At 65.7% G+C, this 14,958-nt stretch carries 6 protein-coding genes; all 6 read left to right on the top strand.

All coding sequences use genetic code 11. The annotated features are described in order from the left end of the window. On the top strand, window positions 1-4,179 hold a 4,179-nt coding region (locus tag A5732_RS08760), incomplete at its 5' end, for a non-ribosomal peptide synthetase (RefSeq protein ID WP_142256578.1). Between the two features lie 25 nt (window positions 4,180-4,204). Next, window positions 4,205-10,576 (top strand): sulfolipid-1 biosynthesis phthioceranic/hydroxyphthioceranic acid synthase, encoded by a 6,372-nt coding sequence (gene pks2, locus A5732_RS08765; RefSeq protein ID WP_076101975.1) that lies wholly within the window; start codon window positions 4,205-4,207, stop codon window positions 10,574-10,576. Window positions 10,577-10,664: 88 nt separating this feature from the next. Then, window positions 10,665-11,948, top strand: coding sequence for a cytochrome P450 (locus A5732_RS08770; RefSeq protein WP_171974987.1), 1,284 nt, complete (start codon window positions 10,665-10,667; stop codon window positions 11,946-11,948). Beyond that, the gene (locus A5732_RS08775; RefSeq protein WP_076101977.1) at window positions 11,926-12,279 is read left to right on the top strand and encodes a hemophore-related protein; all 354 of its coding nucleotides are present in this window, start codon (window positions 11,926-11,928) and stop codon (window positions 12,277-12,279) included. Before A5732_RS08770 ends, A5732_RS08775 begins: the two co-directional genes overlap by 23 nt. Before the next feature lie 48 nt (window positions 12,280-12,327). Beyond that, window positions 12,328-13,095 carry a siderophore-interacting protein gene (locus tag A5732_RS08780; protein ID WP_076051359.1) on the top strand — a complete coding sequence of 256 codons (768 nt, stop codon included), beginning with the start codon at window positions 12,328-12,330 and terminating at the stop codon, window positions 13,093-13,095. Between the two features lie 2 nt (window positions 13,096-13,097). Continuing rightward, window positions 13,098-14,837, top strand: a complete 1,740-nt coding sequence (locus tag A5732_RS08785; RefSeq protein WP_076051377.1) for an AMP-binding protein — start codon at window positions 13,098-13,100, stop codon at window positions 14,835-14,837. Window positions 14,838-14,958: the final 121 nt, after the last annotated feature.

Here is a 14,958-nt window from a genome sequence, read left to right on the forward strand (position 1 = left end):
GAAGAGACCCTGGCCGGCATCTACGCCCAAATACTCGGCCTCGAGCGAGTCGGAGTCGACGACTCCTTCTTCGACCTGGGCGGAGACTCACTATCCGCAATGCGGGTGATCGCCGCGATCAACAGCACCCTGAACGCTCACCTTGCGGTGCGCACCTTATTCGATGCGCCCACGGTGGCCAGGCTGGCACCGCGTATCGGAGAAGACGGGGCTGGGCTGGAGCCGTTGGTGGCCGTGGAGCGGCCGGCGGTGGTGCCGTTGTCGTTCGCCCAGCAGCGGTTGTGGTTCCTGGACCAGTTGCAGGGGCCCTCGCCGATCTACAACATCCCGGCGGCGCTGCGGCTGAGCGGGCGCCTCGATGCCGAGGCGTTGGGGGCGGCGCTGGCCGATGTGGTGGCCCGCCAGGAGAGCCTGCGGACCCTGTTCGCGGCGCCTGACGGCATACCCCAGCAGATCGTTATGCCTGTCGAGGGTGTCGAACTCGGTTGGCAGGTTGTGGATGCCACCGGCTGGCCGGAAAGCCGGCTGGCCGAGGCCATCGGTGCGGTGGTGCATCACTCGTTTGATTTGGCGACCGAGATCCCGTTGCGGGCAACACTTTTCCGCGTCGGCGAGGACGAGCATGTGCTGGTGGCCGCCGTGCACCACATCGCCGCCGACGGCTGGTCGATCACCCGCCTGGTGGCTGATCTGGGGGTGGCCTATGCCAGCCGGTGTGCGGGGCAGGCCCCGGGTTGGGCGCCATTGGCGGTGCAGTACGTGGATTACACGCTGTGGCAGCGCGCGCACCTGGGCGATCTGGCCGATGCCGACAGCCGCATCGCCGCGCAGCTCGCCTACTGGGAGCAGGAGCTGGCCGGGCTGCCCGAGCGGCTGGCGCTGCCCACCGACCGGCCGTACCCGCCGGTGGCCGATTACCGCGGCGCCAGTGTGGCCGTGGAGTGGCCGGCCGAGCTGCAGCAGCGGGTCGCGCGGGTGGCTCGCGAGCACAACGCGACCAGCTTCATGGTGATCCAGGCCGCGCTGGCGGTATTGCTGGCCAAGCTCAGCGCCAGCAGCGATGTGGCGGTGGGGTTCCCGATCGCCGGGCGCCGTGACCCCGTGCTGGATGAGGTGGTGGGGGTTTTCATCAACACCCTGGTATTGCGGGTGGAGCTGGCCGACGATCCCACGGTCGCTGAGCTGCTGGCTCAGGTGCGAGCGCGCAGTCTGGCCGCCTTCGAGCACCAGGATGTGCCTTTCGAGGTGCTGGTGGAGCGGCTGAACCCGACCCGATCGTTGGCCCATCACCCGCTGGTACAGGTGTCGGTGGCCTGGCAGAACTTCTTCCGGGCGGAGAACGACGCCGCCGGGTCGGCCTTAGGTGATCTGCAGGTCACGCCGCTGCCGGCGGACACCCACACCGCCCGCATGGACCTGACATTCACCTTGGGCGAACGCTGGAACCAGGGCGGCGAGCCCGCCGGGATCGGCGGGGCCGTGGAGTTTCGCACCGATGTGTTCGACGCGGCCAGCATCGAGGCACTGATCGCGCGGTTGCAGCGGCTGCTGATGGCGGTCACCGCCGATCCCACCCAGCGACTGTCGTCGGTGGATCTGCTGGATGCGGCTGAGCATGCCCGGCTGGATGAGGTCGGCAACCGGGCGGTGTTGGCAGCGCCGGCCAGCGCGCCGGTGTCGATCCCAGCGCTGTTCGCCGAGCAGGTGGCCCGGACACCGGATGCGGTGGCGGTGACCTTCGAAGCCCGCTCGATGACCTACCGCGAGCTCGATGAGGCGTCGAACCGGTTGGGGCATCTGCTGGCCGGCCAGGGAGCCGGCCCGGGACAGTATGTGGCGCTGCTGTTTTCGCGGTCCGCCGAGGCGATCGTGGCGATGTTGGCGGTGCTCAAGACCGGGGCGGCGTATGTGCCGATCGACCCCGCGCTCCCAGCGGCCCGGATCGGGTTCATGGTTGCCGATTCCGCGCCGATCGCCGCGCTCACCACTTCCGCGTTGGCCAGGCGGCTGGACCGGCACGAGGTGCTGGTCATCGACGTCGACGACCCGCGCATCCACACGCATCCGTGCACGGCATTGCCGGCACCGGTGCCGGATCCCGACGATATCGCCTACCTGATCTACACCTCGGGCACCACCGGTGTGCCCAAGGGGGTGGCAGTCGCCCACCGCAACATCAGCCAGCTGGTGGTGACCCTGCACGCAGACCTTCCGCCGGGACCGGGGCAGGTGTGGTCGCAGTGGCACTCCCATAGCTTCGATGTCTCGGTGTGGGAGATCTTCGGCGCGCTGTTGCACGGCGGCCGGCTGGTGGTGGTGCCCGAGTCGGTGGCGCGCTCGCCGGAAGACTTCCACGCTTTGCTGGTTGCCGAAGAAGTCAGTGTGTTGAGTCAGACCCCGTCCGCGGCAGGGATGTTGTCGCCGGAGGGTTTGGAGTCGGTCGCCTTGGTGGTGGCCGGCGAGGCCTGCCCGCCCCAGCTGGTGGATCGCTGGGCGCCGGGCCGAGTGATGCTCAATGCCTACGGCCCGACCGAGGCCACCGTGTATGCGGCGATCAGTGCGCCGCTGGCGGCCGAGCCGGGTGTGGTGCCGATCGGGTCGCCGGTACCGGGAGCGGCGTTGTTTGTGCTGGATAGCTGGTTACGACCAGTGCCCGCCGGTGTGGTCGGTGAGTTGTATGTAGCCGGGGCCGGTGTGGCAGGCGGGTACTGGCGGCGGGCGGGTTTGACCGCGTCGCGGTTTGTGGCCTGCCCGTTCGGGGAGACCGGACAACGCATGTATCGCACGGGGGATCTGGTGTTTTGGGGTGCCGATGGGCAGCTGCGGTATCTCGGGCGCGCCGACGAGCAGGTCAAGGTCCGCGGGTATCGCATCGAACTCGGTGAGATCCGCGCGGCGCTGGCCGCCCTCGACGGGGTGGACCAGGCGGTAGTGATCGCTCGCGAGGACCGCCCCGGCGACAAACGCCTGATCGGCTATGTCACCGGCACCGCCGATCCGGCCGAGGTCCGCTCCGCACTCGCCGACCGGCTACCGGCGTACATGGTGCCGGCGGCAGTCGTGGCGCTAGACACGTTGCCGTTGACCCCCAACGGCAAACTCGATGCCCGCGCCCTGCCGGCACCCGGATACGCCAAGGCCGATGGCTACCGCGCCCCGGCCACCCTCACCGAGGAGATCCTGGCCGGCATCTACGCCCAGGTGCTCGGGCTCGAGCGGGTCGGAGTCGACGACTCCTTCTTCGACTTGGGTGGGGATTCCCTGTTGGCGATGCGCCTGATCGCCGCGATCAACAGCAGCCTCGACACAAACCTTGCGGTGCGCACGTTATTCCAGGCGCCGTCTGTGAGGAGCTTGAGTCAGCAGCTGGGCCAGGACGGCAGCGACGTGGAAGTGGTCCCTGTTGAGTTCCTCAAGCAGGGCACCGGTATTCCGCTGTTCTGCATCCATCCCGCGGGTGGGGTGAGTTGGCCCTATCAGGCTCTGGGTAATTACCTGGACTGCCCGATCATTGGAATTCAACAAACCCCGCAGAATGGCGAGGCCGAACCCCCGTCAATTCGCGATATGGCGAAGAACTATGCCGACAGGATTCAACGGATTTGTCCCACCGGGCCCTATAGCCTTCTCGGTTGGTCGTTCGGAGGTGCCGTGGCCCATGAAATCGCCATCGAGCTTCAGCGACGCGGATACGCAATCGCGCGCCTTGTCCTTCTCGATGCTCAACCCAGTATCGACGGCAGCGGCACGCCGACGAACGTAGGCGAGGAGGACGTGCTAGAAGACGTCTTGCGGTTATGCCGTATCGATGTTCCGGAACAGGATGAGCCGCTTACCTGTCAGCGGGTAGAAGAACTACTCCGCGAACGCGGAATTGCCGAATTCCCCCGGTACAAGCAGCTTCTGGACTTGGGTGTTCAAAACATCAACAGGAACGGAGAGTTGTATCGAGCACACGAACCCGGTGTCTTCGATGGCGATATAGACATATTCAACGCTGTGCGGGATGAGAACAGTTCGCCTCTACTGCAACGTTGGCGACCTTATGTCACTGGCGACATCAACAGCTACCCGATCGACTGTGTGCATGAAGAAATGATGAGCAGCGAATCGCTCAACCTCTATGGCCGACAACTCAAAGCCCTTTTGGAACCTGAATGCGCGCAACGGACACGCTAGTTAGTCGTTGCTCCGAGGAGGCGAAGTGACCACAGACCAGATCGACGACGTCATGCAGCGCCCGCCTTCGACCGATCCTCGGCTCCCGATCGGTACCACACCTGTCACTCCTGTTGCCGTGATCGGGATGGCCTGCCGGCTACCCGGAGGCATCGACTCCCCGGAGCAGTTGTGGGAGGCGTTATTGCGCGGCGACGACCTGGTCACCGAAATTCCGCCCGACCGCTGGGACGCCGACGAATACTACGACCCCGAGCCCGGTGTGCCGGGTCGATCGGTATCCCGATGGGGCGCCTTCATCGACGACGTCGCCGGCTTCGATCCAGAGTTCTTCGGAATCAACGAGCGGGAAGCGACCGCGATGGATCCGCAACACCGGTTGCTTTTGGAGACCTCATGGGAGGCCATGGAACACGCCGGTCTCACGCGGGAACGAATCGCCGACTCGCTGACCGGTGTGTTCATGGGATTGACGCATGGCGACTACCAACTGCTGGCCGCCGATGCGCACTCCGTGGAGGGCGCGTACGGATTTTCCGGCAGCAACTTCAGCCTGGCGTCCGGACGCATCGCCTATGCCCTGGGGATCCACGGTCCCGCATTGACCGTGGACACCGCATGCTCTTCCGGTCTGACCGCGATACACCTGGCCTGCCGCAGCCTGCACGAGGGCGAGAGCGACCTTGCCCTGGCCGGCGGCGTCACGCTGGCGTTGGACCCGCGGAAATTCTCCGCGGGGTCCGCCGAGGGCATGCTGTCGCCGACCGGACGCTGCCACGCCTTCGACGTCGCGGCCGACGGTTTCGTGGGCGGCGAGGGCAGCGTCATGCTGCTACTCAAGCGGCTGTCCGACGCGCTACGAGATGGTGATCGGATTCTGGCTGTGGTGCGCGGGACGGCGGCCAACCAGGACGGCCATACCGTCAACATCGCGACACCGTCGAAGACCGCGCAGACCGCGGTGTATCAGGCGGCGTTGGCCGCCGCACATGTGGACGCCCGCACGGTCGGCATGGTCGAGGCCCACGGGCCCGGCACCCCGGTGGGTGACCCGATCGAATACGCCAGCCTGGCCAACGTCTACGGCATCGACGGCCCGTGCGCGCTGGCATCGGTGAAGACCAACTTCGGCCATGCGCAGGCGGCCTCCGGCGCGCTGGGGATGATGAAGGCGATCCTCGCGCTGCAGCACGGCGTGGTTCCCCGGAATCTGCATTTTACCCGGCTACCCGATGACCTTGCCAAGATCGATACGAAACTCTTTGTGCCGCAAGAGACTACACCGTGGGTCACCAACGGGCACCACCCCCGGCGGGCGGCGGTCTCGTCGTACGGGCTGTCGGGAACCAACGTGCACGCCATCGTGGAACAAGCACCCGAACAAACTTCTGAAACCGTTGTGCCCGAACATATCTCAGCCGAATCGTCGACGACGGCGCCACTGTTGTTCCCGCTGTCGTCCACCTCGGCCGACGAACTGCGCCGCACCGCCGGCCGGCTGGCCGACTGGGTGCGAGCACATGACGATCTGGCGCTGCCTGATCTGGCCTATACCCTGGCGCGGCGGCGCGCGCACCGCCCGGTACGCACCGCCGTCATCGCCGGCGACCGGCCCGAGCTCGCAGAGGCTTTACGCGAGGTTGCCGACGGCGACACCCCGTATCCGGCCGCGGTCGGACAGGACGACCGTGGACCGGTGTGGGTGTTCTCCGGGCAGGGTTCGCAATGGGCTGCGATGGGCGCAGACCTGTTGGCGACCGAACCGGTGTTTGCCGCCACCGTCGCGCAGGCCGAGCCGGTGATCGCCCACGAGTCCGGATTTTCAGTGACCGAGGCGATATCGGCGCCGCGGATCGTGACCGGTCAAGACCGGATCCAGCCGACACTGTTCACCATGCAGGTCGCGCTGGCGGCCACCATGAGATCCCACGGCGTCCGCCCTGGCGCGGTCATCGGGCACTCCCTCGGCGAGGCCGCCGCAGCTGTCGTCGCGGGCGCACTGTCGCTGGAAGACGGGCTGCGTGTTATCTGCCGCCGCTCGCGGCTGATGTTCCGCGTCGCCGGTACCGGTGCCACGGCATCGGTGGAATTGCCTGCGCAGCAAGTGCTTTCGGAGTTGACGGCGCGCGGCATCAACGACGTCGTGGTGGCGGTGGTGGCCTCGCCGCAGTCCACCGTGATTGCCGGCGCCGCGCAAACGGTTCGCGACCTGGTCGCGGCCTGGGAGCAGCGTGATGTGATGGCCCGCGAGGTCCCCACCGATGTCGCCTTCCATTCGCCTCAAGTCGATCCGATCATGGACGAGCTGACCGAGGCACTCGCAGAGATCAGCCCGATGACACCGGAAGTCCCCTTCTACTCGGCGACCCTGTTCGACCCGCGCGAGCAGCCAGTGTGCGACGCCCGCTACTGGGCGAACAACATGCGCCGCATGGTGCGGTTCGCCACGGCCGTGCAGGCCGCCTTGGAGGACGGCTACCGGGTCTTTGCCGAGCTGGCGCCACACCCGCTACTCATCCGCGCTCTCGAGCAGACCGCCCGCAGCCGCGAGATGCCGATGGCCGCGCTGGCCGGTATGCGCCGTGAACAAGCGCTTCCCCACGGGTTGCGTGGGTTTGTGGCGGACCTACACAGTGCGGGCGCCTCGGTCGATTTCTCCATGCTCTACCCGAGTGGACGCCTGGTGGACGCGCCGTTGCCGACCTGGACGCACCGTCGGCTGTGGTTGAGCGGCGACGGTCAGGAATCCCCAACACATGGCGGTTGCACCGTTTCGGTGCATCCGCTGCTGGGCTCGCACGTGCACTTGCAGGAGGAACCCGAGCGCCACTTGTGGCAGGCGGACGTCGGCACCGCCGCCCAGCCCTGGCTCGCCGACCACCAGATCCGCAATGTGGTTGTGCTTCCCGGAGCCGCTTACTGCGAGATGGCGTTAGCAGCCGCGCGTACTGTGCTCGGCGAGACGGCTGAGGTTCGCGACATCCGCTTCGAACAGGCGCTCCTGCTGGATGAGCAGACCACGATCGGCGCCTCGGCGTCGTTGTCATCGCCGGGCGTCGTCGACTTCGCCGTGGAGTCGAATCAGGGCGGCGAACAGACGCGGCATGCTGCCGCGGTCCTGCGTGCCGCAGAGGATGAGCCGCCACCCGCGTACGACGTGTCCGCGCTACTCGCCGCGCATGCGAGTTGCGATGACGGCGACGAGGTGCGCAAGCGCATGGACCAACGTGGCGTTCAGTATGGTCCCGCGTTCGCCGGTCTGGGCGATGTCCACACCGGTGAGGCGACCGGCGCCGTCCTGGCCGAGGTGGCGCTACCGCGCCAAATCCGCTCGCAACAAGCCGCTTACGGTGTGCACCCCGCACTGCTGGACGCCTGCTTCCAGTCCGTTGAAGCTCATCCGGACGTCCAGGCCCTGGGCGAGGGTGCGCTGGGGCTGGTGCTGGGCATCCGCCGACTCCGCTCCTACAGCGCTGCCCGCAACGCCCACTACTGCTACACGCGGGTGATCAAAGCCGACACCTCCGGGGTCGAGGCCGACCTCGACGTGCTCGACGAGCACGGGGCAGTCCTGCTGACCGTGCAGGGGCTGCGAGTCGGCACCAGCGCATCCCAGAGCGGCAATAAAGATCGTGTGATGGCCGAGCGGCTGCTGACGATCGAATGGCGGCAACGAGAATTGCCTGAGCCGGACCACACCGACGCCGGAAGCTGGCTGCTGATCGGCACTACCACGACCGCGGATGTGATGGCCAGCACCTTGGTCGACGCCCTGAAAAACCTTGGGGTGCACTGCACCACGATGTCCTGGCCGCGGCAGGCCGACCACGTCTCCAACGTGGAACAGCTTCGAAATCATTTGCGCGGCGGTGGATTCACCGGGGTGGTGATCCTCACCGGACCGAAAAACGGTGACGCCGACGAGCACTGTGCGCTTCTGGGCCGGGACTATGTGCAACTTCTGGTGCGCATTGCCCGCGAGTTGCCGGACCTTCCCGGCGAATCGCCGCGCTTGTATGTCGTGACCCGCAACGCCCAAAGCGTGGTGTCCAACGACGTGCCCAACCTCGAGCAGGCCGGGCTGCGGGGCCTGGTCCGGGTAATCGGCATGGAACACCCGCATCTGGGCGCCAGCCAGATCGATGTGGACGATTCCATCGACGCCGAACAGCTGGCACACCAACTGCTCGCCGGGTCGGAGGAGGACGAGACCGCCTGGCGAAATGGCGCGTGGTACAACGCGCGGTTATGCCCTGCTCCACTGCTCCCCGAGGAGCGGCAAACGGCAGTCGCCGACCACGAATGCGACGGAATGCGTCTGCAGATCCGTACGCCCGGTGATCTGGAATCCCTCGAACTCGTTGCCTGCGACCGCGTTCCACCGGGTCCGGGAGAGATCGAGGTCGCGGTCAGCGCGTCCAGCATCAACTTCGCGGACGTGCTCGTCGCGTTCGGCCGTTACCCCGCTTTCGAGGGGCGGCTGCCGCAGCTGGGCACCGACTTCGCCGGCGTGGTGACCGCAGTCGGGCCAGACGTGACCGACCACAAGGTGGGTGACCATGTCGGGGGGCTGAGCGCCAACGGTTGTTGGGGTACCTTCCTCACCTGCGACGCGCGCCTGGCTGTCACGCTGCCGGCCGGCCTGGCCGTCGACCAGGCGGCGGCGGTGACGACCGCGCACGCCACCGCCTATTACGGCCTGCATGAGCTGGCCCGCATCGGGGCCGGTGACCGGGTGCTGATCCACTCCGCGACCGGTGGGGTCGGACAGGCGGCAATCGCGATCGCCCGGGCCGCGGGAGCCGAGATCTTCGCCACCGCCGGCAGCGAGCAGCGTCGACAATTGCTGCGCGACATGGGTATCGAGCACGTTTACGACTCGCGAAGCGTGGAGTTCGCCGACCTGATACGCCGGGACACCGACGGCTATGGCGTGGACATCGTGCTCAACTCGGTCATCGGCGCCGCCCAGCGCGCGGGGGTCGAATTGCTGGCGTTCGGTGGACGATTCGTCGAGATCGGCAAACGCGACATCTACGGCGACACCCGATTAGGGCTCTTCCCGTTCCGGCGCAACCTGACGTTCTACGCCCTCGACCTGGCGTTGATGTCATTCAGCCACCCGGACAGGCTGCGAGACGTGCTGAACACGGTCTACCGGCTCACCGCGGACGGCTCGTTGCCGATGCCGGAAAGCACGCACTACCCGCTTGCCGACGCCGCCACCGCGATTCGGGTGATGAGCGGCGCCCAGCACACCGGCAAGCTCGTGCTCGATGTCCCGCACGCGGGCCGCAGTCGCGTGATGGTGCCGCCGGCGCAGGTCGGGGTCTTCCGCGGCGACGGCGCTTACATCATCACCGGCGGGCTGGGAGGCCTGGGGCTGTTCTTGGCCGAGAAGATGGCTTCTCCTGGTTCGGGGGCCGGCTGCGGGCGCATCGTGTTGTCCTCGCGCTCGCAACCAACTCCCCAGGCGCTGGAGATGATCGAGCGCATCCGCGAGATCGGTGCCGACGTCGTGGTGGAGTGCGGCAACATAGCCGAGCCCGGTACGGCTCAGCGGTTGGTGGCCACAGCGACCGCCACCGGGCTTCCGGTGCGCGGTGTGCTGCATCTGGCGGCGGTGATCGAGGATGCCACACTGACCAATATCACCGACGAGCTCATCGAGCATGACTGGGCGCCAAAGGTTTACGGTGCATGGAATCTGCACGAGGCCCTTCAAGAAGCCGCCGCCGAGCAGCCGTTGGACTGGTTCTGCTCGTTCTCCTCGGCCGCCGCGCTGGTGGGGTCGCCCGGGCAGGGTGCCTACGCAGCGGCCAACAGCTGGCTGGACGCCTTCACCCGCTGGCGCCGGGCTCGGGGTCTGTCGGCCACCGCGATCGCATGGGGTGCCTGGGCGCAGATAGGACGCGGCACCGCCCTGGCCGAAGGCGCCGACGTTGCCATAGCTCCCGACGAAGCCGCGTATGCGTTCGAAGAGCTGCTGCGCCACGACCGCGCCTGCACCGGGTATGCGCCAATAACGGGCGCACCGTGGTTGACCGCTTTCGCCCAGCGCAGTCCCTTCGCCGAAGCGTTCCGCTCCAATGGGCAAAGCTCAACGGGCACAAGCAAACTACGTGCCGAGCTCGATGAGATGGCGCTGGAGGAGTGGCCTACCCGGCTGCGGCGCCTGATCTCCGACCAGGTCAGCCTGATCCTGCGTCGCAACATCGATCCCGATCGTCCGCTCTCCGAGTACGGCCTCGACTCGCTGGGTGGCCTCGAACTACTCACTCGCATCCAGACCGAAACGGGCATCCGCGTGACGCCCGCCGACATCGCCACCATTGGCACCATTCGTGGTTTGGCGGAACTGCTGTTCGGAAAGCTGGCTCCCGCCGACGCCGCTTGAGGCTGAAAGGGTTTCAATCATGACATCTGACTACATGACGACGGGAAAGTCCGCTTCCGGACGGAGCAGCGGCGCCGCGCCGGGCGAGGTGAGTGGACCCGAGAACCGCGACTTCTTCACAGAGAAGTCGCTCGTCGATGACCCCTACGACTACTACGACGCGATCCGGCGTTGCCCGGTATGGCGCGAGCCGGCGCACGGCGTGGTGATGGTGTCGGGGTACGACGAGGCCCTCGCGGTACAACGCGACACCGACCAGGCCTTGTCGGTATGCAATATAGTCAGCGGACCATGGTCGGGGATTCCGACCAAAACCGGCAGCGATGACATCTCGGATGTGATTGAGCGGTACCGCAAGAAGGTTACGTTCGGCGACTACTTCATCACGTTCGATCCTCCGATGCACACCGCCCACCGCTCGCTGTTGAGCCGGTTGTTCACGCCGAAGCAGCTCAAGAACAACGAGGACTTCCTGTGGCGCCTTGCCGACGAGCAGATCAACCGCTTCATCGCGAATGGCAAGTGCGAGATCGTCGTCGACTACAATTTCCCGTTCACGCTCGACGCGATCACCGACCTGCTCGACGTACCCGAGGCCGATCGTGAGCGGTTTCGCCGCGCTGCGATAGCTAGCAGGCTCGAAGGCGACCGCAGTGGTTTCGTTGGCGTGAAAGAGGAGTGGTTCGTCGAGTACGTCGAGGAACGGCGGCGCAATCCGCGCGACGACGTCCTCACCGAGCTTGCGCTGGCAAAGTTTCCCGACGGCACGACGCCCGAGGCGATTGACGTTGCCCGCGTTGCCACGTTCATGTTCGCCGCCGGTCACGGCACGACGATCGACCTGCTGAGTCTTTCGATGCTGACGCTGGCGGAGCGACCGGACTTGCAAGAGCAGCTGCGCGAGGACAATTCAAAGATCCCGGCCTTCATCGAGGAGATGCTGCGCATCGAAAGCCCGATCAAGTCGAATTTCCGCATGGCGCGTCGCAACACCAAGATCGGCGACCTCGATGTGCAAGCGGGCACGAGCATACTGGTGATGAACGGTGCGGCAAACCGCGATCCACGACGGTTCGACGAGCCCAACGAATTCCGCCTCGGCCGCCCAAACATATTGCATCACATGGCATTCGGCCGCGGTATTCACACTTGTCCGGGCGCCCCGATCGCACGCGCCGAAGTGCGGGTGAGCTTGGAACGAATCCTCAACCGGATGGCCAACATTCGGCTTTCCGACGCCAAGCACGGCCCGGCGGGCGCTCGTCGGCTCAAATGGGACAGCACCCTGCTGTTCAGGCGCCTCAAGGAATTACACCTCGAGTTCACACCCATCCAGGAGGAATCAAAAAATGACCAAACTATCGCTGACTAAAATTGCTGCCGGGGCCTGCGGCCTGGCTTTGGCTTTGACCGCCGGGTCGTTGACCGCCGGTGCCGGGCTCGCGTCCGCCGATCGGGATCTGAGCCCGTTCGTCAATACAACCTGCAACTTCGACCAGGTGGAATCGGCGCTGAACGCGGCAGATCCCCAAGCCGCCGCAACATTCAACTCTTCGCCTGAGAGCGTGTCCTTCTTGCGTCAGTTCCTCGCGTCGCCGCCCGGACAACGCCAGCGGATGGCCCAGATGTTGGCGAGCCAGCCAGGGAATGAACAGCAGTTCGGACTTGTCTTGCGGGTCTTCAACACCTGCAACAACTACTGAGCAGACCAGCACCCAGCTTCGACCACCGCTAAACCTCCGGAGTTCTTCGTGGCCACACTCACCGGTGCTTTACCGCTCCTCAGCACGCTGCGGGACGCGGTGTTTCTCTCGGCAACTGTCAGCGAGATCGAAAGGCTGACACCAAGAATGCGCCGCATCCGGTTCAGTGGCCCGCGACTGCAGGGGCTGGCCTGGACGCCAGGCCAGCAGGTGCGACTCAAGGTCGAGAGTCTGCGTGAATCCTGGTCGAGGCTGCACTCATACCCCGTGCTGCGGACGTATTCCATCTACGACGCCGATCCCGACCTCGGCACACTCGACATCGTGATGTTCGCCCACGACGGTGACCCGAAGGGCGCGACATCCGCCGGGCGCTGGGTGACGGCCGCCTCCATCGGAGATCACGTCCACATCACCCGGCCACAAGGCAATCTCGTCATCCGTCACGACGCGCCCTACCACGTGTTCGCCGGCGAAGAAACCGCGTCGGTCGCGTTCGCCGCGATGCTTCGATCCGTGCCCTCAACCGCCGAGGTCTACGGAGTGATCGAGGCCGCGACCGACGCCGACCACCTTCGGCTGGCCCGACCCTTGACCCGGGTCGAGCGCGGTGATGCCTCAGCCGCGAACTCTGCCGTCCTCGCCGACGCCCTGCGCGGCCTCCCACTGCCCGACCATCCCGGCATCGCCTACCTCGCCGGCGAGGCCCGCACCATACAAACCTTGCGCAAAATATTGATCACCGAACGTGGCTGGGACCGACGCCAGGTACGCACCAAACCCTTTTGGACCCCCGGCCGAACCGGAATGGAGTGATGATGGTTGAGACGTCCATTTCGGATCTGCTATGTGAACGCGCCAGCTTGCAGCCCAACGACACGGCGTTCACCTTTATTGATTACGAGCAGGATTGGGACGGGGTTGCCGAAAGCTTGACATGGTCGCAGCTGTATCGGCGAACAGTGAACGTCGCACGGGAACTCCAGCATTGCGGGTCCACGGGTGACCGCGCCGTCATAATGGCCCCGCAAGGGCTTGATTACATCGTGGCGTTTCTCGGCGCATTGCAGGCGGGACAGATCGCGGTTCCGCTTTCGGTTCCGCTAGGTGGCGTCAGCGACGAGCGCGTCAGTTCGGTGCTGCGCGACTCGTCGCCGACTGTCGTTCTCACCACGTCCCCCGCCGCGGGAACCGTTGCCGGGTACGTCGAGTCGGAATCTGGCGCACCCGTTGCATCGGTCGTGGAAGTTGACCTGCTGGACCTGGATGCCCGGACAGGATCCGGCGCCGGGAACGAGAATCACCCAGAACTGGCGTATTTGCAGTACACGTCCGGGTCGACCCGCCAGCCGGCCGGGGTCATGATCTCGCACCGAAACCTGCTGACCAATTTCCGGCAGGTCATGTCCGACTTTTGTGTGGAGTACGGAGGCGTCGCTCCACCAGACACAACCCTCGTGTCGTGGCTGCCGTTCTACCACGATATGGGCTTGGTACTGGGAGTGTGCGCACCGATTCTGGCCGGAATCCGCGCCGTGCTGACGAGCCCGGTGTCGTTCCTGCAGCGACCGGCCCGATGGATGCAATTGCTGGCCAAGGAAACTCACCCACTGTCGGCGGCGCCGAACTTCGCCTTCGAATTGGCGGCACGCAAGACATCAGACGAGGACATGGCCGGACTGGATCTGGGGGACGTGCTGGTCATCCTCAGCGGTAGCGAACGGGTGCATCCCGCGACGATGCGGCGCTTCACCGACCGGTTCGCACGCTTCAATTTGCCCGACAACGCGATACGGCCAGGCTATGGCCTCGCAGAGGCAACGGTGTACGCGTTGACCCGCACACCGGCGCAGCCGCCCAAAATCGTCCACTTCGAATCCGAGAAGCTGACCACCGGCACCGCGGAGCAATGCGAAAGCCCAATCGGCACACCGCTGGTCAGCTACGGGGCACCGCGGTCACCGATGATTCGTGTCGTCGACCCCGACACCAGGATCGAGTGCCCGCAGGGAAGCGTCGGTGAGATCTGGGTGCACGGTGACAACGTCGCCATGGGCTACTGGCAAAAGCCCCAAGAGACCGAACGCACGTTCGGCGATCGGCTTGTCGCTCCGTCGGCCGGCACACCCGAAGCGCCGTGGCTGCGAACCGGCGATTCGGGATTCTTCTTCGAAGGCGAGCTGTTCATCATCGGCCGCATCAAGGATCTGTTGATCGTCTACGGGCGTAACCACTCACCCGACGACATCGAAGCGACGGTCCAGGAGATCACTCGGGGTAGGTGCGCAGCGATAGCGGTTCCGCATGGGGGCACCGAAAAGCTTGTCGTGATCGTCGAAGTCAAGAACAAAGGAGCGTCCCACGAAGACGGGGCGGACAAGCTCGCCGTCGTTGAGCGCGAAGTCACCTCGGCTGTCTCCAACTCGCACGGCGTCGGCGTCGCGGATCTGGTTGTGGTGACGCCCGGTTCGATACCGATCACCACAAGTGGCAAGGTTCGGCGGGCTACGTGCGTGGAGCAGTACCGGCAAGGTCAGTTCGCCCGTTTGAACGCTTAGGCGTTGTGATCGTGTCGTCGCCGTCCGCGAGCTCTCGTCGACGAATTCGAGTGCGGCGCACAATAGCCCTGTGCCTCAACGACGTCCGGGTTGATGCCCATCGGTTCTCCAGCTCACCTTA

The organism is Mycobacterium colombiense (genome assembly GCF_001953985.1).
Lineage (GTDB): Bacteria > Actinomycetota > Actinomycetes > Mycobacteriales > Mycobacteriaceae > Mycobacterium > Mycobacterium colombiense_B.